The following is a 23,721-nucleotide window of genomic DNA, read 5'->3' as shown; positions in this document are numbered from 1 at the left end:
CAAATTGTTGAGCAAATGGGTAAAGTTGCATCAGCCTATGTAAAACCAATTGAAGAACGCGGCAATGAATCGGATACGGCTGATCGCCTGAATGATTTTTTCAACACTATCTCACAAGTTGGAAAATACTGGACCGAAAAACCGGAGCGCGCCCTAGAAGCACAAACCCGCATCACATCGCAATATATGGAATTGTGGGCGCAATCCATGCGTAGTTTTTCTGGCGAAGAAAGCACAAAGGTTGTTGAACCACGTTCAAACGATCGACGGTTTAAAGACGCGGAATGGGAAGAAAATCCGCTTTTTGATTTTCTAAAACAGGCCTATCTTATCACAGCAAACTGGGCGAATGATCTGGTTGAGGATGCAGATGAGTTAGATGATCATACGAAGCTAAAAGCCCAATTCTATATAACACAATTGGTCAATGCCGTTTCCCCTTCCAATTTTGCAGGCACAAACCCAGAAGTTTTGCGTGAGACGCTGGCTTCCAAGGGCGAAAATCTGGTGCGAGGCATGAAAATGCTTGCGGAAGATATGAAAGCTGGTGATGGCGCTCTTAAAATACGCCAATCATCGCCCACAGCTTTTAAAGTCGGAGAAAATATCGCAACCACACCCGGCAAAGTCATCTTTCAAAATGAAATTTGCCAAGTTATTCAATATGAACCAACCACAAAAACGGTGCGCAAACGCCCAGTTTTGATCGTGCCACCTTGGATCAATAAATTCTATATTCTCGATCTAAACCCGCAAAAATCTCTCATCAAATGGATGGTTGATCAAGGCAATACCGTTTTTGTGCTCTCATGGGTCAATCCGAATCGTGATCTCGCCTATGCAGGCTGGGACACCTATATGGAAAAAGGCATTTTTGCCGCTTGTGATGCCGTCACGTCCATCTGTCCTGATACCAAGATCGACCTTGCCGGCTATTGTGTCGGGGGAACCTTATGTTCTATTGCTCTTGCGCATATGGCCCAAACTGGCGATGAGCGCATCGCATCAGCGACATTTTTTACCACGCAAGTCGACTTTACCCATGCTGGCGAGCTTCTTGTATTCATAGATGAAATGCAGATTGATGCACTTGAAAAAGTAATGGATAATCGCGGTTATCTGGAAGCTGGCCGCATGTCGACAACCTTCAATTTGTTGCGGTCAAATGACCTGTTTTGGTCTTATGCCGTCAATAATTATTTACGCGGCAAAGAGCCTTCTGCCTTTGATCTTTTGCATTGGAATTCAGACTCCACTCGCATGACCCCTAAAAACCACGCTTTTTATCTGCGCCATCTTTATATGCTAAATGATATTACCGAGGGTCGTATGCATCTGTCGGAGCAAGATATTGATCTTGGCAAAATTACAATCCCGGTTTTCACTCTGGCCACTATCGAGGACCATATAGCCCCCGCGAAGTCTGTCCTACTTGGGTCAAGTTTTTATGGCGGGCCCGTAGAATTTGTATTAGCCGGATCCGGTCACATTGCGGGTGTGGTCAACCCTCCCTCTAAGAACAAATACGGCTATATGACTGGCGGAGAAATGAGCGAGCCAGATAATCTTGATAAGTGGAAGACAAGCGCCACGCCACATGAGGGATCATGGTGGCCATATTGGGATAAATGGATTAACGGGCTCGATAATGAACAAGTGCCCGCCCGAAAAATCGGCAATCGGAAATACAAGCCAATAGAAGATGCGCCCGGCTCTTATGTGAAGAAGCAGAGTACCCCAGAGACATAAAAAAGCGGCGCCTCACTAAACTGAGACGCCGCTTTTAAAATTCTATTGTTTTTATCAATGTGCCTTAAGCAACATCAAAGCGATCAAGGTTCATGACCTTGGTCCATGCTGCTATGAAGTCAGTGACAAATTTCTCTTTTGAGTCGCTTTGAGCATAGACTTCCGCAATGCCTCTCAGAATTGAATTTGAACCAAAGACAAGGTCTGCGCGGGTGCCGGTCCATTTGACCTTGCCGCTTGCACTGTCAGTTCCTTCAAAACTCTCTTCACTATCATCCACTGATTTCCACTGTGTGCTTTGATCAAGCAGATTGGTGAAGAAGTCATTTGTCAGAGTTCCCTGTGTATCCGTGAAGACGCCATAGCTAGAACCGCCTGCATTGGCACCTAACACACGCAAACCACCAACGAGCACTGTCATCTCTGGAGCGGTTAGTGACAAGAGCTGTGCCTTATCAACAAGCAAAGCCTCTGTTGCGCGCGGGTCACGAGTATTTTTGTAGTTACGGAAGCCATCAAATTTTGGCTCAAGAACCTCGAATGAAGCAACATCTGTTTGCTCTTGGCTTGCGTCTGTGCGACCCGGCGTGAAGGGCACTGTTGCGCCATTGCCTGCTGCTTTCTCAATTGCTGCAGAACCGCCGAGAACAATCAGATCTGCCAGTGATACTTTTGTGCCACTTGCATTAAAGTCTGACTGAATGCCTTCAAGCTTGGCAATAACGCTTGCCACGTCTGATGATGTGTTGATGTCCCAGTCTTTTTGAGGAGCAAGGCGAATACGTGCGCCATTTGCACCGCCACGATTATCTGAACCACGGAAGGTTGAAGCTGATGCCCAAGCTGTGTTGACCAACTGAGCAACGGATAGACCTGAGGCAAGAATTTTTGCTTTCAAATCTGCAATATCCGCGTCACCAATAACCGCACCCTCATGAGCTGGAACTGGATCTTGCCAGATTAGCTCTTCTGATGGCACTTCTGAACCAAGATAGCGAACAATCGGGCCCATATCGCGGTGCGTCAGTTTAAACCAAGCGCGCGCATAAGCATCCGCGAACTCATCAGGATTGTCTAGAAAATGCTGTGAGATCTTCGCATATTCGGGATCAAGTTTCAGCGCCATATCCGCTGTTGTCATCATCAATGGTTGTGTTTTCGATGCATCATGCGCTTGTGGCGCTTGGGGGGCATTCGATGCAGCCGTTGGTGTCCATTGAGCATGACCAGCAGGGCTTGTTGTTTTTTCCCATTCGTTACCAAGAAGAACTTCGAAATACTCCATGTTCCATTTATTCGGTGTTGGAGTCCATGCGCCTTCAAAGCCAGCTGTTGTGGTGTCGTCGCCTTTACCGGTGCCATGGGAATTGATCCAACCAAAGCCTTGCGCTGCCATATCTGCGCCTTCAGGTTCAACGCCAACTTTTTCTTCAGGACCAGCACCATGGCCTTTACCAAAGGTATGACCACCCGCAACAAGAGCAACGGTTTCATAATCATTCATCGCCATACGGCTAAATGTATCACGGATATCAAAAGCTGATTTCAACGGATCAGGATTGCCATTCGGGCCTTCTGGGTTGACATAAATCAAGCCCATTTGAACCGCACCGAGAGGATCAGCAAGCTCGCGCTCGCCAGAATAGCGCTCATCAGCAAGCCATTCTTTTTCAGGGCCCCAGTAGATATCTTCTTCAGGTTCATAAACATCTGCACGACCACCGCCGAAACCAAAGGTTTTGAAACCCATGGATTCCATCGCAACATTACCCGTGAGGATCATCAAATCGGCCCAAGAAATCTTATTGCCGTATTTTTGTTTGATTGGCCACAAAAGACGACGCGCTTTGTCGAGGTTACCGTTATCTGGCCAGCTGTTGAGAGGGGCAAAACGCTGTGAGCCAGAACCTGCACCACCACGACCATCATAGGTACGGTATGTACCCGCACTGTGCCAAGCCATACGAACGAAAAGACCGCCATAATGACCATAATCTGCTGGCCACCAATCTTGTGAGGATGTCATCAATTCTGTGAGGTCAGCTTTCAAGGCTTTCAAATCAAGAGATTTAAATTCTGCTGCATAATCGAAATCCTCGCCCATTGGATCAACCTGCGGGGAATTTTGATTAAGAATTTTGAGATTTAGCTGGTTGGGCCACCACTGCTGGTTTGCAGAATTACCTGTTGTCGACGGATTAGACGCACCGTGCATGACTGGGCACTTACCTTCGTTACTCATATTTTTTTCCTAACGTGTTTATTTTTTGGCTTTTATCTCAGATAAAGTTCGACGATTTATGACAGCTGTTTTATGTGAATATGAGACGAAGGCTTTATAAACCCGTCACCTCATACAAAATCACGCCGCCACGTGTTGTCGCCTTTAGATTCGCTACCCTTCATTTAGCAAACCCAACTCATTAGTTAAAGTTGTATTTTCTGATTGTTCCTATAAGATATTCTTATGATGAATTTGACACTCAAACAGTTCCGTTATTTCGAGGCTTTAGCTCGGCATCGTCACTTTGGGCGCGCAGCCAATGCCTGTGCAATTTCACAGCCAGCTCTATCAATGCAAATCAAAGAACTTGAGAGTTCTCTGGGAACTACACTGTTTGAACGCGGTGCGCGTGAGGTTCGTTTAAGCCCCTTTGGTGAAGCGTTTTCTGTGCGTGCCCGTGAGATTTTGCGCTCAGTTGATGAATTGGAAGACTTAGCGCGCGCATCACGCGATCAATTAGAAGGTCGCTTGCGTATTGGTCTCATCCCAACGGTCGCGCCTTATTTGTTGCCAAGCATTATCAAAAACCTCACGCAGATGCATGCAGGACTTGATATTCATGTGCGTGAAACTCTGACGCAACAGCTCATACAAGAACTTGTCGAAGGCAAGCTTGATACCGCTATTGTGGCCCTGCCTATATCTGAACCTTCTTTCACTGAGGTTGCCCTCTTTGAGGAAGATTTTGTGTTGGTTCGCAATCTGGAAGATGAAGGAAAACCCACGCCCGATAGTGAGTCACTTCGTAAAATGCGATTGCTTCTTCTCGAGGAAGGCCATTGTTTTCGCGATCAGGCTCTGTCCTTTTGCGCGGTTCAGTCATCGCTACCACGAGAATGGCTCGATGGCAGCTCGCTCACCACTCTTGTTCAAATGGTAGGTGGTGGTTTTGGTGTTACTTTAATACCTGAAATGGCCGTGAGTGTTGAAACCCGCTCAGCGCCGGTATCGATCGCCCGTTTCAAAAATCCAACGCCATCGCGCACCATTGGTATGATCTGGCGCAAGACCAGCCCGCTTGCCAAGCAACTTATGGAAATCGCTGGCGTTGTGCGGGACGCTGCAAAGAAATAGTCAAAATTAAATTGGTGTGAGGCAAGCTTATCTCTATATATACATCAACCAATAGGATGAAGCCTTTGTTCACAAACACCCCAGCGAAAAACACGGATGATGCCGCCTCATTATTATCTAATGAGGTGACATCTATTGATCCTGTTTGTGGGATGAGCGTCACACATGGGCGCGGCAAACCGCAGCTTGTTCACAAAGAACAGGACTATCATTTTTGCTCAACAGGCTGCCACGACAAGTTTGAAGCCGATCCCTTTTTCTATATCTCTGGTAATAATAAGCGTCTAAAGGTCGTTCCACAGGAAGGCGCGCAATACATTTGCCCTATGTGCCCTGAGGTTCTTGAAGAGACACCAGTGCCTTGCCCTAGTTGCGGTATGGCACTTGAGCCGATGGGCGGTGTCAGCGACGAACCCAACCATGAGCTGATCGATTTTACCCACCGTCTTTGGGTTAGCCTCCTCGCGGCTATTCCCTTGCTTCTTCTTACCATGGGGCCATTGGTTGGCTTGCCATTTCGACAATGGATCGGGGAATCAACGTCCCTCCTCATAGAGTTTGCGCTTGCAACGCCTGTTGTACTTTGGGCAGCAAGGCCGTTTTTCCAGCGCGGCTGGACCTCTCTTAAAACCCGCAACTTCAACATGTGGACCTTGATTATGCTCGGTGTTGGCGCTGCCTATACCTATAGTGTGATTGCCACATTTTTCCCCGCCCTTTTCCCCGCAACCCTCCAACAAGCAGGTGGTCATGTACCGGTTTATTTTGAGGCAGCAGTGGTCATTATTACCCTTGTGTTTGTGGGACAAGTATTAGAGCTTCGCGCGCGCGAACGCGCAGGCGATGCCATTCGCGCCCTTATGGACCTTGCGCCCAAGATCGCGCGGCGCATCACCCCTGATGGCGATGAATATGACGCGCCGCTTGATAATATTATCAAAGGAGACAGGCTGCGCGTGCGACCGGGCGACAATGTACCCGTCGACGCTATTGTCCTTGAGGGGGTGTCTTTCATTGATGAAAGCCTGATTAGCGGCGAACCTCTACCGGTTGAAAAACAAACTGGCGACAAGGTGACTAGCGGTACGATCAACAAAAATGGCTCTCTTATCATAGAGGCTGACAAGGTTGGTAGAGAAACCATGCTTGCGCGCATTGTTGAGATGGTGGCCAGTGCCCAACGCTCACGCGCACCCATCCAAAGCCTTGCTGATCGGGTTGCCTCTTACTTTGTGCCGACCGTGGTTGCCATCGCGCTTCTTGCTTTTTTCATCTGGCTCTCCATCGGGCCTGAACCGGCTTTTGTCTTTGCCATTATATCTGCCGTGTCTGTACTGATCATCGCCTGTCCCTGTGCCTTGGGATTGGCTACGCCCATGTCTATCATGACCGCAACAGGACGCGGGGCGCAGCTTGGTGTTTTGATAAAGGATGCCGAAGCTCTGGAATTAATGGCCCATGTTGACACATTGGTGATTGATAAAACTGGGACTTTGACCGAGGGCCGCCCAAGCGTGAGCGATATCGTGCCTTTTAACGGCTTTGATGAAGGCGACCTCCTCTCACATGCCGCGTCACTGGAGCGTGGATCAGAACATCCACTGGCCGACGCCATTGTGAAAGCCGCAAAAGAACATAAAGCCAAACTGACACACCCCAAAGACTTCCAATCGATTACCGGCAAGGGTGTGACAGGCATTGTCAGTGGCAAAGCTGTTGGCCTTGGCAATGTGGCCTTGATGAAACAACTTGGCGTGGCATTAAATGATGGGCAAAATCACGCAGACCTTTTGAACAAAATGGGCAAGACGGCCATCTATATCGCTGTAGACGACAAGTTTGCGGGTATTATCGCCGTTAGTGATCCGATTAAACCAACAGCGGCACAAGCAATCAAAGACCTTCGCGCCTCTGGCCTCAGCATTATTATGGCAACCGGTGACAATGAAAAAACCGCCCTTGCAGTCGCCAAAGAATTGGGCATTGATGAGGTGCGTGCTGGCGTGCTGCCGGAAGATAAAAAAGCGTTGGTTGATGAGCTGCGGCAGGCTGGACGTAAAGTTGCCATGGCGGGCGACGGCGTCAATGATGCGCCTGCCCTTGCAAGCGCGGATGTTGGCATTGCCATGGGCACTGGGGCAGATGTGGCTGTTGAAAGTGCTGGCATCACGCTTTTAAAAGGTGACATCACCGGTATTATCAAAGCTCGAAAACTGGCGGGTGCGACTATTAGAAACATCAAACAGAATCTGTTTTTCGCCTTCGCTTACAATACTTTGGGAGTTCCAATCGCGGCAGGTGTTTTATATCCAGCCTTTGGGCTTTTACTCTCACCCATGCTGGCCGCAGCAGCGATGAGCCTCTCCTCACTATGCGTTATCACCAACGCCCTTAGGTTGAGGAAAATTCAGCTCTAAGTCTAGCTAGAAAACGAGCTACTAAGATCATCCAAAATATCTTGGCGTGCCGCATCAAATATGCGCTCCCCATCTGCAACGGAACAAAGCGAGGGCTTTGATCCCATACGCCCATCAGGAAAACGCGAGCGAAAATCAGCAGCATCATAAATCGGCCCATAAGGTGCGGTTTCTGGGTCTAGCTTTGCCTCTTTCACCTGATCTGGAAAGAGGTAATTGGTTAGAGATATTTCTGAACATGTTGCATGGCCTCCTTCAGACGCCCCATACAACTCCTTGGACAGAGCCTGAAAACGTTTGCCATCCCACCAGTTGCGCTGTTTGCAGCGAAGTGCTGACTTGTCGCTATCCGCCGGATTGAGGCTTGTTTGTGCGTAGATTTCAGAAAAAGCAGCGGATAATGTGGCTATATTACCGCCGTGGCCATTAAGAAAATAGAACTTGTTAAAACCGTGCAAGGTCAATGAATTGACCGCGTCTAGCAGCATAGCAATAATCGTAGATGGCCGCAGCGTCATTGTACCTGCAAAGCCCAAATGATGTTGCGCCATGCCTATGGCAAATGTCGGGCCAACCATCACGCCGGTCTCATCACCCACAGCTTTAGCCAATGCTTCAGGGCAAAGTGCATCAGTTCCCATTAAGCCGGTTGGACCATGCTGCTCAGTGGAACCAATTGGCAGAATGATGGTCTGGCTACGCTCAAGGTATGCGTCCACTTCCTGCCATGTAGAGAGCTGCAATTGCATGAATTCACCTTCGCATAAATACTATTGAGTGCTGCTATCCATGTCTATGAAAACAGGATTAGGCTTCCATTTGTTTGCGTACGCTTTCGAATTTATTTTCAAGATGCTGCTTTAAAATTTCACTTAACCGCGCACCATCACGAGCTTCGAGAGCATTAATCATTCTCTCATGCTCATCAACGGCTACCTGCCAGCGCTCATCCGAAATATTGGCGACAAAACGAGCTCTTCGTGCGCGAACAGCAAGACCACGATGCTGAAACTCCAAAGTGGTATTACGGGCTGCTTTGATAATCGCCTCGTGTATTTCCTGATTGGTGCGGAAATATTCTGTAATATTGCGATCTTTAAAATGGGTCAGCATTTCATTGTGGAGAGTTCTAATCGCTTTTATTTCTTCATCGGTGATATTGGCACAGGCTAATTCACCCGAAAGTCCTTCTAAAACCGCCAAGATGGGGAATACTTCTTGTAATTCCTCAATCGTGATGCGGCTCACCCAAGCGCCTCGGTTTGGCTCCAGAATTATCAATCCATCGGCGGCTAAAACCTTGAGCGCCTCTCGCATTGGTGTGCGCGAAACGCCAAATTGCAAACAAAGATCTTTTTCAGGAAACTTTTCACCGGGGGCCAAAACACCTTCCACAATCAAATTTTGTAGACGCTCCACGAGTTCTTCGTGCAAGGACTTTCTTGAGATCGTTTGAATTGAGCTTTGGACGTTCATTTTGTTGCGTTACCTTTTTTTATCTAACTACCCTTTTTTTAAGGCCATTTCTATAACACGAGCCACATGAATGGCATTTCTACCCGTTCCATCCACTATTTGATGTCTACAAGAGGTGCCATCAGCCACCACGATGGTGTCAAAATCCGCGGCTCGCACGGCAGGCAGCAAATCAAGTTCACCCATTTGCATGGAAATATCATGCGTCTCATTGGCATAACCGAATGAACCAGCCATGCCGCAGCAGCTTGTTTCAACAAGCTCGACTTGCGTTTCAGGCAAAAGCGCCAGCGTCTTTTGAATATCTGAGACAACACCCATTGCCTTTTGATAGCAATGACCATGCAGCATAATTTTCTTCGCAGGCGCATCTAATGGCAATTTGATTGTTCCTGCCTCGCTTTTATCAGCGATAAACTCTTCCAACATCTTGGCATATTCAGCGACAAGCGCTGCATCCTCACCCGGCAAAAGGGCAGGCAATTCATCGCGTAGGCTCAATAAACAGCTTGGCTCTAACCCGATAATTGGCACACCTTTTTTTGCAAAAGGGAGCAGAGCGTCAATCAATCTTTTTGCCTCTTTGCGCGCTTCTTCAATGCGCCCCACTGACAAGAGTGTGCGCCCGCAACAAAGCGGCCTTTCACCTTTGGTTGGTCGCGCAATATCGAATGCGATATTCCCCGCCTTCAAAACGTTAATTGTCGCACGCAGGTTTTCAGGTTCAAAATAGCGATTAAATGTATCGGCAAATAACACGGCTTGCGGATTATCATTCGGCACCACTTCTTCATCACGAAAAGCTTTGTTATGCCATTTTGGTAGTCTTCTTTTGGCCGTAAATCCTGTGGTGCTTTCAAGCAATTTAGCGAGGCCAGGTATCTTGTCGCGCAAATTCATAAGCGCCGCCACTTTTGAGGCATAGGGTGCATAGCGTGGCAGATAGCCAACCAACTTATCGTGCAGGCTTAGACCATATTCATTAGCGCGGGCGGCTGTGACTTCAATCTTCATGCGAGCCATATCAACACCCGTTGGGCATTCGCGTTTACAGCCCTTGCAGGAAACACACAGCTTCATGGTATCCCGCATCTCATCCGAGGTCAGAGCGCCCTCGCCAAGTTGTCCGGAAATAGCAAGGCGCAGGCTATTGGCTCGCCCACGTGTAACGTCACGTTCATCGCGGGTAACGCGATAAGACGGACACATGACACCACCCTTGATTTTACGGCAGGCACCATTGTTATTGCACATTTCAATCGCGCCTTGAAACCCCCCAGCAGACCCCGGCCACGGTGACCAATCAAGCTCTGTTTTGAAATCTTTGACACTATAATCAGGCCCATAGCGAAACAGTGTTCGATCATCCATTTTCGGTGGATCAACTATTTTTCTAGGATTGAAAATGTTATTACTATCAAAATGTTGCTTAACTTCATTAAAGTTTTGAATCATCTGTTCACCGAACATCATTTTATGAAATTCGGAACGCACAATGCCATCGCCATGCTCACCGGAGTGAGAGCCCTTATAATATTTCACCATCTCAAAACATTCTTCGGCAATCGAACGCATTGTCTTGATGTCTTGATCCAGTTTCATGTTGAGAACAGGGCGCACGTGCAAGCAACCGACAGAAGCATGAGCATACCATGTGCCGCGCGTGCCGTGCTTTTCAAATATCTTCGTCAGACGTTCCGTGTAATAGGCAAGATCGGGCAATTCAACAGCACAATCTTCAACAAAAGAAATCGGTTTTCCAGCCTCCTTCATAGACATCATAATATTCAAGCCGGATTTGCGCACCTCAGCAATATCGCCTTGTAGGCGATTGTCCGTCACCGAAACTACGCCGCCCCATTGGTTACCTTCAGCCTTCCATGAAAAGCCAAGGTCGCTCATGCAATCTTCAAGCTCTTCCAATTTTTGTAAATTCTTAGCGTCACTGCCTTCGGCAAATTCCACTAGAAGTAGAGCTTCCGGTTCGCCGCGCACAAACTCATCCATAGTCTTTTTAAACATAGAAATATCGCGCGCTAAACCGATCATTGTGGCATCAACCAGTTCAACCGCTTGCGGCCCAAGTTTTACAAGATGCTGTGGTGCTTCCATCGCCTGATAGAAAGTAGGAAAATGGCAAATCCCCATCACCTTCGCACCAGGGAGCGGCGATAGCTTCAATTCAATCGCTGTAGAATAAGCAAGCGTTCCCTCTGAACCAACAAGAAGGTGGGCGAGATTTACAGGGGTATTAGATGGGATCAAGGCATCAATGTTATAGCCGCCAACACGGCGCTGTACTTTTGGGAATTTCGCCGAAATTTCATCCGCTTCACGCGCACCCAGATCCAGCATGGATTGAACAAACTCACTCTCGCGCATTTTATCCACCGACCCAAAGTGCATAGCCGTGCCATCAGCTAGAATGCCATCAACAGACAAAACATTATCGCGCATTTTGCCATAGCGTAATGAACGCCCACCACATGAGTTATTTCCAGCCATCCCACCAATAGTGGCGCGCGAGGCCGTGGAGACGTCTATTGGGAACCAAAGGCCGTGTGGCTTTAAAGCGCGGTTTAGATCATCAAGCACAATGCCCGGCTCCACAACGCAGCGGCGACCTTGGACATCAAGTTCAAGTATTTTGTTGAGATGACGGCTATTATCAATAACCAATGCATGATTGACCGTCTGCCCACTCTGCGAGGTGCCGCCACCACGAGGGAGTATTGGAATTCCCTCTTCTCGGGCGATTTTGATTGCTTTTTCAATATCAGCAGTATTTTTTGGGATCACAACACCAGTCGGCATCATCTGATAAATTGACGCATCCGTGGAATAGCGCCCCAGATCAAAGGCACCAAAGTGAGCCTCACCTTCAATTTCTTGTCTAAGGCGACGCTCTAAAACTGATCCTGAAATAAAGCTCAATAAATAAACCTAACTTTTCGCTTGACTGTTTTTTGAATACAAAATTAAATATGCACAATGAAACAACGTCTGCAATAGCTTTGAAAGCATATTAGCACTTTGCAAGAACGAAAAGGAAAACCCATGAGGCAGCCTGGTCGACATTTTTTACAAATACCAGGACCAAGTTCTGCGCCCGATCGTGTTTTGAGAGCAATCTCTCAACAAACGATCGATCATCGAGGGCCTGATTTTGCCGCCGTGGGATCAAAAGCACTCGAAGGATTGAAGAAAATATTCCAAACCGAAAGCCATGTGTTCATGTATCCAGCTTCTGGAACTGGCGCATGGGAGGCAGCTCTTGTGAATGTGTTGTCGCCCGGCGATCGTGTTTTAATGTTTGAAACAGGCCATTTCGCCACTCTATGGAAAAAGCTCGCTGAGCGCATGGGTGTGAAACCTGAATTTATTGAAGGAGATTGGCGCGGTGGTGCTGATCCTGATCAGATTGAGGCCTATCTCAGCGAAGACAAAAACCATGAAATTAAAGCGGTCTGCGTGGTGCACAATGAGACATCAACAGGTTCGGTCTCTCCGATTGCCGCTGTGCGGGCTGCCATAGACAAAGCCAATCACCCTGCCCTTTTGATGGTTGACACCATCTCAGGTCTTGCATCCCTCGATTACCGCCATGATGAATGGGGGGTTGATGTAACCGTATCTGGTTCGCAAAAAGGATTGATGGTTCCACCGGGATTATCTTTCAATGCTGTCAGCGAAAAAGCATTAAGCGCCAATAAGACTGCCAAACTGCTTCGGGCTTATTGGGACTGGGACGATATGATCGGTCCAAACAAGACAGGATATTTCCCTTACACGCCTTCTACAAATCTGGTGTTCGGCTTGAATGAAGCCATGGACATGATTTTTGAGGAAGGCCTTGAGAATGTTTTCGCCCGTCATGCTCGACATGGTGCGGCGACGCGTGCGTGCGTGCGTGCGTGGGGACTTGAGGTGCTATGCGCCAAGCAAGGACAAGAGAGCGGAGTCCTAACAGCCGTCATGGTTCCTGAAGGTCATAGTGCTGATGCTTTCCGTGCAACAACATTGAAAAATTACAATATTTCGCTTGGCAATGGACTGTCCAAAGTAGCAGACAAAGTATTCCGCATTGGACATCTTGGTGATTTTAATGATTTGATGCTGATGGCAACCCTGTCAGGTGTCGAAATGGGTCTTGCTAAATCCGGTGTTCCACATAAAGCCGGAGGAGTGTCGGCAGCTTTGGATCATTTGAAGACTTAAATAAGGACGTAAGAGAAGAGAAGAGAAGAGAAGAAAAACTAAACAAATTTTCTGGGAGGAAAGTAAAATGAAATTAAAATCTATTCTATTAGGGGCCGTCTCTATCGGTCTTTTGGCATCACAGGCATCTGCCGCAGATCTTGTTTTGAAATTCGGCCACGTGGGAAAACCTGGCTCCTTGTTTGAAGCCAGCGTCAATGAATTTGCCAGCTGCTCAAACAAAGCATTGGCTGGTAAAGCTGAAGTTCAAGCATTTGGTTCCTCACAGCTCGGCAAAGACAAAGAACTTTTGCAAAAGCTGAAACTCGGCCAGATTACCTTTTCTCTGCCTTCCTCTGTAATGTCATCTGTTTCTGATGAATTTGGCGTATTTGAAATGCCTTACATCATCAAAGACCGTGAGCACATGAAGCGGGTTCAAGCTGAACTTGGTGATACATTCCAAAAAGCGGCCAATGCCAAAGGCTACCATATTCTTGGTTACTTCGAGAACGGCTTCCGCCACATCACAAACAACACACGCGCAATCAACAAGCCTGAAGATTTGGCTGGCGTAAAACTGCGCACACCAAAAGGTGCATGGCGTGTAAAAATGTTCAAACTTTATGGTGCAAATCCAACACCAATGGCCTTTTCAGAGGTGTTTACAGCGCTCCAAACAGGCGTGATCGACGGACAAGAAAATCCATATGCACAAATCGCATCTGCGAAATTCCAAGAAGTTCAAAAATACCTTTCAATCACTGGTCACGTTTATACGCCAGCTTATGTTTTGACATCCAAAAAAGGTTTCGAAAAGCTACCAGCTGACGTTCAGGCCGGTCTTGAGAAATGTGCAACGGAGAGCCAGAAATTTGTTTATGAGACGGCAGCCCGTCTTGAGACAGAACTTCTGGACGTCATCAAAGGCGCCGGTGTCAACGTGAACAATGCAGATAATGCAGCGTTCATTAAAGCCTCAAAACCAATCTATGATGAGTTTTCGACCACTGTAGAGGGCGGCGCAGAGCTTATCAAAACAGTACAAGGTTTAGCATCAGGCTCTTAAGTCCTTTTTATCAAAGAACTTAGCGTTTATCGCATCAAAGATGTTCGCCCCCGGCTTAAAATTTTGCTGGGGGCGACCTCCTAAATCACAGACACTTAAACGACGACCTAACATCCAACGCTCGGACCCTCCATGCTCCCCCTTTTAAGTCGAACAATTGAATCTTTGCTGGAATGGATCGTTATTTTCCTGATGGTCACATTGACCGCAGTTGTCATCATTGCTGTCTTATTTCGAATTTTTGGTGACTCATTATCTTGGTACGATGAGGTAGCCGCCATTCAACTTTCATGGGTTACTTATTTTGGTGCCGGACTGGCCGCCTTAAAGCGTCGTCATATTGGCTTTGACAGCGTGCTGTTATCCATTCCCATGCCTGCCCGTATGGTGGGTGTCGCCTTAGCTGAGATTTGCGTCATTGGTTTCTTCGCCGTTCTCACCTGGACCGGCCTACAAGTTTTGGAAGTGTTAGAGGGCGAACGACTTGTGTCTCTCACATGGGTTCCTATCCAGTTTACCCAGTCCATCATCCCAATTGGTGGGGCACTGTTTATTATTTGTCAGCTTTTAAGCTTGCCCGAATATTGGCAAAAGACTGCCGCCGGTATTTCACTGGAACACGCAGAAATTGAAGAAGAAGTAGAATCTGAACTCGAAAAAGCTGGCGAGGCTAAATAGAGATGTTGATTTTCATTATATTCGTCGTCTTCATCACCATGATCTGCCTCAATGTGCCGATTGCTGTGGCCCTTGCGATTACAGCCATCATGGGTCTTGTTGCCAATGAGGGGTCGGGTGCCCTCGTCTCTGTGGCCCTTGATATGTACGATGGCTCAACCAAATTTTCTCTGATAGCAATCCCGATGTTTGTGTTGGCAGGCGCCATCATGAATGCGGGCGGTGTGACAGATAGACTGATCAATTTTGTATCGGCCATCATCGGCTTTGTACGCGGTGGTTTGGCAATGGTGAATATTGGTGTCTCGCTGTTCTTCGCCGAAATATCGGGCTCCGCCGTAGCCGATGTGGCCGCGATGGGTTCTATCCTTATTCCGCAGATGAAAAAACGCGGCTACAGCGCCCCTCTTTCAGCTGCTGTGACCTCTTCATCCGCATCTCTCGCGATCATTATTCCACCTTCAATCCCGATGATCCTTTATGCCACCTCAGCAAATACATCCGTTGAGCAATTATTTGTTGCAGGCATTGTGCCCGGACTTATGGGAGCTGCCGGTCTTATGGGTGTAGCTTATGCTTTTGCCGTAAAATACGATCTGCCTGTTGAAGAAGCTTTCAACTGGAAACGGTTGAAAGTCACCTTCATCGATGCCCTGCCCGCTTTCACACTGCCAGTTATTATTCTTGGTGGTATTTTTGGTGGTTTTGTAACGGCAACAGAAGCAGCCGGCCTTGCTGTCATCGCCGCCTTTGTGGTGGGATTATATTACAATCAAATAGACTTAAAACATCTCAAGCGCGCTATGCTGGATGGCGGCATGCAAACCGCTGTGGTGATGCTCCTTGTCGCAGCCTCTGTTGTCATGGGTGGGTTTTTAACCCGTGCTCAAGTGCCGCAACAACTTGCAGCAGAGATACTCTCGATCACAAGCAACAAATGGCTGATCCTGCTCATTCTCAATTTCCTATTCCTTATCATCGGCTTCTTTTTGCATTCAGCCGCCGCGATCATTTTGGTTGTGCCAATTATTATTCCGTTGATTGTGGCCGCAGGTATTGACCCCATCCATTTTGGTCTTGTGGTGACACTTAATCTAGCGATTGGTCAGCAAACCCCGCCGGTGGCCAGCGTGCTGATCACCTCATGTGCGGTTGCGCGCGCCAATATTTGGGAAGTGTCAAAAGTGAATATCTATTTCGTCGCGGTCTTGTTTGCGGTATTGATGATTTGTACTTATGTTCCTTCTATTCCTCTGTTCTTAGTAGAATACTTTTACAGGTGATCCCCAATGCCGCTTAATGCCTCAACAGCGCAGCAGTTGATCGATCAGGTGATCCAACACCGCAATGATAAAGGCTTCAAGCCACTGACTGTGGCTGTGCTTGATGCTGGTGGATTTTTGATTGCGCTTTTGCGTGAAGATGGCACCAGCAATCTGCGGCCCGACATTGCACAAGGCAAAGCGCGCGGCGCCGTGAACATGGGCCTTGGATCACGCACCCTTTATGATCGCGCCCAATCGCAACCCTTTTTCATTCAGGCAATGAATTCATTGTCGAATGGATCATTGGTGCCAGTTCCAGGTGGCGTGTTAATTCGGGAAGACGCAAATATCATCGGTGCGGTTGGAGTGACAGGCGATAGCTCGGATAATGATGAGGCTTGTGCCGTTGCCGCGATAGAAGCGCTGGGATTTGTTGCAGATACAGGCTAACAATACCTCATGTCGGACACATCAGACTTTATCATCATCGGTGGTGGAATTGTTGGCCTTGCAACGGCCATGACGCTCTCACTGCGTTTTCCAGATAAAAAAATCGTAGTTTTAGAAAAAGAAGCCACCCTCGCCGCACATCAAACTGGTCACAACAGCGGTGTGATTCACGCAGGCGTCTACTATGCACCCGGCTCCTTAAAAGCTACGTTTTGTCGCAAGGGCGTAGCAGCCACAATTGATTTTTGCACACAGCATCAAGTGGCCTATGAGCAATGCGGGAAGCTTATAGTTGCGACAACACCGCTGGAACTTGAGCGCATGCACACGCTTTATGAGCGCTGTCAGGCAAATGGGCTCAATCCAATACGCCTTGATGAAATAGCACTCAAAGAACGAGAGCCTAATATTGTGGGCCTTGGCGCTCTTTATGTCGATGTCACCGGTATTGTTGATTATCCAGCAATGACCCGCGCAATGGCGCAAATCGTCATTGAGAATGGTGGCGAAATATTTAACAGCACTGAGGTAGAAAGCATCCGTGAGACGCCTCACCATGTTGAGATCAAAACACAAAATCAGCACTATATCTGTCAAAACCTTATCGTGTGCAGCGGCATACAGGCCGACAGACTTGCACGCATGGCTGGGATCGAAATCGACTTTAAAATGGTTCCCTTTCGCGGCGAATATTACCGTCTTAACAAACGGCATAATGATGTGGTGAACCATTTGATTTACCCCGTACCAAACCCTGACCTGCCTTTCCTCGGTGTTCATTTAACGCGGATGATTGATGGCTCCGTGACAGTTGGTCCCAACGCTGTTTTGGGTTTTTCTCGTGAGGGATATCCAAAAGGATCGATCAATCTTCGCGATGTTATAGAGATGGTTGGTTTCGGCGGATTTTGGAAATTGATGTTTAAGAATTGGCGCTCAGGTCTGGCCGAGTTCAAAAACTCACTCAGTAAAAAGCGTTATTTGAAACTTTGTCAAAAATACTGCCCTTCATTGACATTGGCCGATCTGGAACCCTATCCGACCGGTATTCGTGCCCAAGCTGTTTTGAATGACGGGACATTGGTTCATGATTTTCTCATCAAACGAACAAGCCGCATGCTGCATGTCTGCAATGCGCCCTCACCAGCGGCCACATCATCCATACCCATTGCAGAGCATCTAGCGGACATGATCGTGGACGGCTCTAACGCAGAGATTTCATAACACTGTCGAGAATCTTTCTCTGGGTTTTTACATCCCCGTTTTCAACCTCGATATTAAAATAAGGTCCAAGTCCATTTAAGGCGGCATAATTGGATAATGAACAATCATTCTTTGCTGCGGTCACACGTTCATAGAGAACATTGACCCCCGCCTTTTCGGTAAAATATTTCACTTTACGAGATAACCTGCGATCTTGGCTTGGGCGTTTTGTGCTGGCAAGGACAATCAATGTATCTTCATCCTTTAAACGGCGTGAGCGGGCAATGGCTGAAACAAAGGGGATCGCGTCTCCTTTGCGTTTTATTGAGATATTGCCCCTGCCTCCATTGCCCGAAAAGCCATTTGCATTACTGTGAAGAGCAATGATGGGCCGTCCGTTCTTATGGTGCTTCAACATGACATGGGTATATCTTGGTGCAGGGGCGCGTTGCAGGCGGCAACGGTTTGCTGTTGCTCTACTTGTTCCAAAATTGCGGTTCGGGTCTTGCCCTTTAAAAATCCGCCGTTCACCCGCCTCAACCGCCACAAGCGTACCACCGTATTTATTCAAGCCATATACACCTGCTGAAAAAGCTGAATTTTCGTTATCATGAGGCACAACAAACAAGGGACCAGATTTTTTCTTTTTGTTTTTTATGACAAAAATTCTCCAATCAAGACCATTTTCGTTAAGTCTCTTTTTGGTAATGCAGAATTTTTTGTGCCTTAGAATCCTTTTCTGCGCCCTGATGTCCGGCTCCGTTATCTTTGTAACATCAAGACATTTTGAGAATATGCCTGCCGTGGTGGTTGGGTCTATATCAGGCCTAACTTTGGGCTGCGCTGTGATATTTGGAGCGCGAGAACTCTGGCTATAATCGGGGCGCAGTGTGGGGAACGGAATATAAATAACATTGACTTGTTTTTGCCGTTTCACGCTTGGTTGGTCGGTCAGTGTGATTGTGGAAGGCAGAGCCTGAAGAGGATCAGACTTTATAGGTAAAGGTTTAGCAGATTGAGGGTTAGCAGTCTTTTGTGATTCATTGTCACCACGCTTCAGCAATAATTTGCGCAAAAGGCTCCTTGCGGACTTACAACGCTCTTGGACCAAATTGTTTCCACTGCAAAAACCAGCATGTGCAGGTTCCGTCAAAGGCATTGATATACCGGCTAATAAAATAGCCGATACTAATAGAAAGTGACGTAACAGCTTCAAATCAATGCTCTTTTATAAACAGATCAACATCTCAAAGTGGGGAGTCGAGGCTTTCTCCGTCATTGATTACTCAGTGATTCGCACAAAAATTGCATTAAAAAATCTATACTTACCGATATTGGATAGCCTGCCTTAATTTTGCGCCCGATTATGTTAAAACTTGAAGAATCGGTCATAAGCGAAACAAATGGCTGGAGGCCTGCTAAATGTTACACCGGATTTTTATTCTTATCGCCGCTATTGGAGTCATTCTCGTCGGACTGATTTTCATTGTGCCCTTTGTGCTGCCAACCGATACAGTAAAAACACAAATTGAAAAACTGATTACAGAGAACACCGGTTGGAAAATTCGTTTTGGCGGTGACGTTTCTATGTCATTGGTGCCAAGTGTGCGCCTTGTCGCTCAAGATATCGAGATTAGCCCTCCTAATCACAAGCCCATCCTTAAAGCGCAAGAGGCGCGCTTTGCTGTTGGCTTAAGAGCCTTGTTCAGCGGCGCGGTTGATATCGAGGAAATATATTTCGGCCAACCCGATTTAACGATAGAGCTTGCTAAAAATGGCAACCCCGTGTGGCTTCCTGAAGATGCTTCAGCCCCTGTGGCAAACGAACCAACATCAACTATAAATGAAACAGAATCTGACACTCCAGGCACTGCCGGCGGTGTTGTGCGCACATTAGTTGACACACTACGAGTAGAGCGCCTTGCAATCGATCAAGCAAACATCTCATTCGGCACGATTGGCGAAACACCGAGTAAGATACAAAATATCGTCTTCACAGCCTCCCTACCAAACCCGCAAGGAGCCCTTAATGTTAATGGCTCCGCAGTCTTGAATGGAGAAAAAATTACTTTAACAGGGACGCTGCCCGCTTTTAAAAATCTGATTAATACCAACAAAGGCAGCATGAGCGTTGATCTGGGCTATAAAACCGCAAAGCTATCAACCAGCGGGCCGTTTGACCTGGATGCAGATATCATCTTCGATGGTGCGGTCGATTTAAATATAATAGATATCAGCCAAATCACCGGCGATGCGCTTGCCTCTGGTGTGGTGAAAGCCACAGGCACTCTGGCCGCTGGAAAAGAGCAAATTCAGCTCGAACTCGGGCAAGGCCAGTTTCTAGACACCACATTTGCGACAAAAATCCAGACGATTATCGGTGGTGCACGCCCATTCGTTACAGGATCGATTGATCTGGGCGCTCTCAATCTTGATACATTACAACCAGCACAATCTTCCACGCCATCACCCTCGAAAGGTGCGAGCCAAGGTGGCCAAAATACAGAACCAGACCTAAGCGGTTTAGGTGGTCTTGATGCCGATATCTCTTTTTCTGCCGCTTCCATAAAAAGCGGTGAGCATAAAATAGATAATCTCAAGGGCGGGCTTATCTTAAATGACGGGGTTGGTGAACTCAAAATCAATGAGGTTGTCGCTGTTGGCGGTTCTGCCAGCGCCAGATTAACGGCGGATACAAAAGTATCTCCGCTTACGACCTACGGCACGCTGAAAGCTAATAATCTGTCCATTTCAACTATTTTGGCACTCGCCGGACAAGACGCGCTGGTTAAACAGCTTAAAGGTTTGATTGGCACGAATTTGGTTTTTGGGTTTCAAGGATTAACGCCAAACAGCATTCTCAATACGGTCAATGCACGTGGCACGCTTGGTATCTCAAAAGCCAGCATGAGCGGCCTTGGACTAGCGAGCACCTTTAATAATGATCCATCGGCAGATCGCATTGAAGACGTGTCCTTACAGGCAACCATTGATGGCTTCACCAAGCCAGTCAGTGTGGATGGGCAAGCACGCTTTCGTGGTGAAGTGATCTCTCTCGGTGCAACAAGCGATCCTGCGGCTTTGATCGCAGGCCAAAAAGCCAAAACCAGCGCAACCGTCTCTTTTTCCAAGGCAAGCGCCAGCTTCAATGGTGACATTTCCTCCTCAATTCCTGCAGCAGGCACTATTGCACTCAAAGGTAAATCATTGCGCGCCCTCGCCAAGTGGTTTGGCACTGAGCTTCCCTCCGGCCCAGGTTATGGCCGCTTTGATATTAAAACCGGCTTTGCAGCCAGCGAGAAAAAGGTCTCACTCAACGACCTATCTGTTGTGCTGGATGACATCAAAGGACAAGGTAGCGCGAGTGTTCTTTTGAATGACAAACCAGATATCACAGCCAATATTTCATTCGATCTGCTCGATGTTAATCCCTATATCGCCACACCAGCAGAAGGCGGTGGTGGAGCGGCAAGCGGCGCCAGCAATTCATCCAGTGCATGGAGTAGCGAACCGATTGATTTCAGCTTCACCAATTCTGCTAATTTAAATCTCACAGCCCGCGTCAACACCCTCAAAGCACAAGGCATGAGCGTTGGCCCCCTCTCCCTTCAAACCACCATGCGCGGCGGAAAATTAACAGCTGATTTATCGGAAATGACATTTTATGGCGGTAAAGCTAATGCAAAAATTGTGGTGGATGCAGCCAATCAAACACCTGCTATCACCGCCCAATTAACATCAAATGGTGTGCAGGCTTATCCGTTCTTGCGCGATGCCGCAAAATTTGAGCGCATTGAAGGTGGGCTTGATTATATTCTTAACGTCACCACCGCTGGCAATAGCCAAGCCGACATGGTGGCCGCTCTCAACGGCAAAACAAGTTTCAACTTCAATAACGGTGCTATTCGAGGCATTAATATAGCCAAAGCCATGCGCTCACTCACTGGCGGTGCTTTGAATGGCTGGAACAACTCAGCATCTGAAAAAACAGACTTCAGTGCTTTTACCGCTTCTTTTGATATCACTAATGGCGTCGCCACAAATACTGATCTTAATCTAGTTGGACCACTGGTGCGCGTGAGTGGTGAAGGCGCTGTTCAAATGCCACCACAGACCTTGAAATACCGCGTGGATCCCAAAATTGTTGCCAGCCTAGAAGGCCAAGGCGGGTCTAAGGATTTGGCAGGATTTGGTGTGCCCATCATCATTGAAGGATCATGGGCCAAGCCTAAGATTTATCCTGATATCAAAGGCTTCCTACAAGATCCAGCAGCTGGGCTTGCGGCGCTCAAGTCACTGGGCGGCGGGTTTGACAAAATAGCATCCGGGAATACCGGAGAAATTTTAAGCGCTTTAGGTGACGATCCCAAAGGAGCCGCTATTGCTAAGGCGGCAGATAAAATCAAAAAAGAAATAGGTGTTGATGTCAGTGGTTTATTGAAAGATGGCAAAATCTCAAAAGAAGGTGGTGCGGCCGCAGTTGTGGGTGCGCTAGGTGGTCTTTTGGGTGGTGGCAGCACTAGCAGCGAGCCAATTGATGCAGCTCCCTTACAAGTTGGTCAAATACCCGTTCCTCGCGCCAAACCTCGCACCTCATCAGTTGCTAGTTCTCCCGTGGCAGATATCGTAAAACAGGCCATCAATCCAAATAGTAACGGACAAAACGGAGAACCGAACCTGCCGGTTGCCGTACCACAAGAAGCAGAGCAATTGATAAAAGGTATTGGCGGATTATTCGGCCGTTGAGGTGAAAAAGCGCGCTTCACTTAAGCGCGCTCTAATTTTACTTTCGATGAGCTATTCTGCGAGCACTACTCTGAAGGCGCTATTTTATCCTGCGTCTGTGTTTCAAAGTCGCTGGCGTCGTGGCGCTCATGAAGTTGTGTTTCCGGCTCGCCCCATGTGCGGTTGACCATCTTGCCGCGTTTCGCTGCATCGCGCGCTGCGATCTCTTCTGTCCAACGGTTTAGATGCTTATATGACTTCGTATCAAGAAACTCAGCCGCCTCATAAATCAAATTTGATACAAGCGCGCCATACCATGGCCAGACCGCAATATCTGCGATTGTATAGTCATCACCACATAAATAACGATTATCCGCGAGGCGATGGTCTAGCACATCAAGCTGGCGTTTGACTTCCATCGCAAAACGATTGATCGGATACTCAATTTTCATTGGTGCGTAATTATAAAAATGACCAAAGCCGCCACCCAGATAAGGCGCGCTGCCCATTTGCCAAAACAACCATGAAAGACATTCCGCCCGCTGTGCCGGATCACTTGGCATGAGAACACCAAATTTTTCAGCTAAATAAAGCAGTATCGCACCTGATTCAAAGACCCGCGTTGGGGGTGTTGTGCTGTGATCCATGAGGGCCGGAATTTTAGAATTCGGATTGATGTCAACAAAGCCGCTTGCGAATTGATCACCTTCGTGAATTCTAATCAAATGAGCGTCATATTCCGCTCCACTATGGCCAAGCGCCAACAGCTCTTCCAGCATCAGCGTTATCTTCACACCGTTTGGCGTAGCAAGGGAATAAAGCTGTAGAGGATGTTTGCCTTTAGGCATTTCTTTGTCAAAAGTCGGGCCAGCAATCGGGCGATTAATACAGGCAAAAGTACCCCCGCTTTCAGATTCCCACTTCCATACTTTCGGCGGTATATAGGTTGTATCATCTGTCAAAGTCTGAACTCCAAAGGTGTGGTTTTATTCATTAGGTGTCCCATCATCACACCCCTCATTTTCTTATTTAAGGCATAAAAAAAGAACTACAATCTTTTTAACGCCATATAGCAAATATCGCATCATGAGTTCGCCCGGGCTGTCAGGCTGTCAGGCTGTCAGGCTGTCAGAA

Annotated in this window: 16 protein-coding genes; 10 read left to right on the top strand and 6 right to left on the bottom strand. The window is 47.6% G+C overall.

Annotation, left to right across the window (positions count from 1 at the left end):
• The first annotated feature begins 15 nt into the window (after window positions 1-15).
• Window positions 16-1,749 carry a class I poly(R)-hydroxyalkanoic acid synthase gene (gene phaC / locus ABJ081_08650; protein ID MEP6356739.1) on the top strand — a complete coding sequence of 578 codons (1,734 nt, stop codon included), beginning with the start codon at window positions 16-18 and terminating at the stop codon, window positions 1,747-1,749.
• A gap of 64 nt (window positions 1,750-1,813) precedes the next feature.
• Here phaC and katG read toward each other — a convergent pair whose 3' ends face one another.
• A complete protein-coding gene (gene katG / locus ABJ081_08645; GenBank protein ID MEP6356738.1) occupies window positions 1,814-3,991 on the bottom strand; it encodes a catalase/peroxidase HPI in 2,178 nt (725 codons plus the stop codon).
• 225 nt (window positions 3,992-4,216) lie between these two features.
• Between katG and ABJ081_08640 the strand changes: the two genes are divergently transcribed.
• Both ABJ081_08640 and ABJ081_08635 read left to right on the top strand, forming a co-directional pair.
• Complete coding sequence (locus ABJ081_08640; protein MEP6356737.1) at window positions 4,217-5,107, top strand: LysR substrate-binding domain-containing protein; 891 nt, start codon at window positions 4,217-4,219, stop codon at window positions 5,105-5,107.
• Between the two features lie 65 nt (window positions 5,108-5,172).
• Window positions 5,173-7,524, top strand: a complete 2,352-nt coding sequence (locus ABJ081_08635) for a heavy metal translocating P-type ATPase (protein ID MEP6356736.1) — start codon at window positions 5,173-5,175, stop codon at window positions 7,522-7,524.
• Between the two features lie 2 nt (window positions 7,525-7,526).
• On the opposite strand, the gene ABJ081_08630 is transcribed toward ABJ081_08635, so the two are convergent.
• The 3 genes from ABJ081_08630 to ABJ081_08620 form a co-directional block, all read right to left on the bottom strand.
• Window positions 7,527-8,273 carry a creatininase family protein gene (locus ABJ081_08630; protein MEP6356735.1) on the bottom strand — a complete coding sequence of 249 codons (747 nt, stop codon included), beginning with the start codon at window positions 8,271-8,273 and terminating at the stop codon, window positions 7,527-7,529.
• 58 nt (window positions 8,274-8,331) lie between these two features.
• The gene (locus tag ABJ081_08625; protein MEP6356734.1) at window positions 8,332-8,958 is read right to left on the bottom strand and encodes a GntR family transcriptional regulator; all 627 of its coding nucleotides are present in this window, start codon (window positions 8,956-8,958) and stop codon (window positions 8,332-8,334) included.
• Between the two features lie 69 nt (window positions 8,959-9,027).
• Entirely contained in the window at window positions 9,028-11,934 is a 2,907-nt protein-coding gene (locus tag ABJ081_08620) for an FAD-linked oxidase C-terminal domain-containing protein (GenBank protein MEP6356733.1), read from the bottom strand.
• 123 nt (window positions 11,935-12,057) lie between these two features.
• Here ABJ081_08620 and ABJ081_08615 point away from each other — a divergent pair, with 123 nt between their 5' ends.
• The 6 genes from ABJ081_08615 to lhgO all read left to right on the top strand — a co-directional run bounded on the left by ABJ081_08615 (window position 12,058) and on the right by lhgO (window position 17,883).
• The gene (locus ABJ081_08615) at window positions 12,058-13,218 is read left to right on the top strand and encodes an aminotransferase class V-fold PLP-dependent enzyme (protein MEP6356732.1); all 1,161 of its coding nucleotides are present in this window, start codon (window positions 12,058-12,060) and stop codon (window positions 13,216-13,218) included.
• A 67-nt stretch (window positions 13,219-13,285) separates the two neighbouring features.
• Window positions 13,286-14,266 carry a TRAP transporter substrate-binding protein gene (locus ABJ081_08610; GenBank protein MEP6356731.1) on the top strand — a complete coding sequence of 327 codons (981 nt, stop codon included), beginning with the start codon at window positions 13,286-13,288 and terminating at the stop codon, window positions 14,264-14,266.
• A gap of 132 nt (window positions 14,267-14,398) precedes the next feature.
• The gene (locus ABJ081_08605; protein ID MEP6356730.1) at window positions 14,399-14,944 is read left to right on the top strand and encodes a TRAP transporter small permease; all 546 of its coding nucleotides are present in this window, start codon (window positions 14,399-14,401) and stop codon (window positions 14,942-14,944) included.
• A 2-nt stretch (window positions 14,945-14,946) separates the two neighbouring features.
• Window positions 14,947-16,227, top strand: coding sequence for a TRAP transporter large permease (locus ABJ081_08600; protein MEP6356729.1), 1,281 nt, complete (start codon window positions 14,947-14,949; stop codon window positions 16,225-16,227).
• A gap of 6 nt (window positions 16,228-16,233) precedes the next feature.
• A complete protein-coding gene (locus ABJ081_08595) occupies window positions 16,234-16,659 on the top strand; it encodes a heme-binding protein (GenBank protein MEP6356728.1) in 426 nt (141 codons plus the stop codon).
• Between the two features lie 9 nt (window positions 16,660-16,668).
• Window positions 16,669-17,883 carry an L-2-hydroxyglutarate oxidase gene (lhgO, locus tag ABJ081_08590; protein MEP6356727.1) on the top strand — a complete coding sequence of 405 codons (1,215 nt, stop codon included), beginning with the start codon at window positions 16,669-16,671 and terminating at the stop codon, window positions 17,881-17,883.
• Here the strand turns inward: lhgO and ABJ081_08585 are convergent.
• Entirely contained in the window at window positions 17,864-18,937 is a 1,074-nt protein-coding gene (locus ABJ081_08585) for a hypothetical protein (GenBank protein ID MEP6356726.1), read from the bottom strand. The genes lhgO and ABJ081_08585 overlap by 20 nt on opposite strands.
• Before the next feature lie 347 nt (window positions 18,938-19,284).
• Here ABJ081_08585 and ABJ081_08580 point away from each other — a divergent pair, with 347 nt between their 5' ends.
• The gene (locus tag ABJ081_08580; protein ID MEP6356725.1) at window positions 19,285-22,608 is read left to right on the top strand and encodes an AsmA family protein; all 3,324 of its coding nucleotides are present in this window, start codon (window positions 19,285-19,287) and stop codon (window positions 22,606-22,608) included.
• A gap of 65 nt (window positions 22,609-22,673) precedes the next feature.
• Here the strand turns inward: ABJ081_08580 and yghU are convergent, their stop codons facing one another.
• On the bottom strand, window positions 22,674-23,549 hold the full coding sequence (yghU, locus tag ABJ081_08575) for a glutathione-dependent disulfide-bond oxidoreductase (protein MEP6356724.1): 876 nt from the start codon (window positions 23,547-23,549) through the stop codon (window positions 22,674-22,676).
• Between the last annotated feature and the right edge of the window lie 172 nt (window positions 23,550-23,721).

The organism is Hyphomicrobiales bacterium, assembly GCA_039989895.1.
In the GTDB taxonomy this organism is placed as follows: Bacteria; Pseudomonadota; Alphaproteobacteria; order Rhizobiales; family JACESI01; genus JACESI01.
This window is presented reverse-complemented; position numbering and strand designations above follow the sequence as displayed.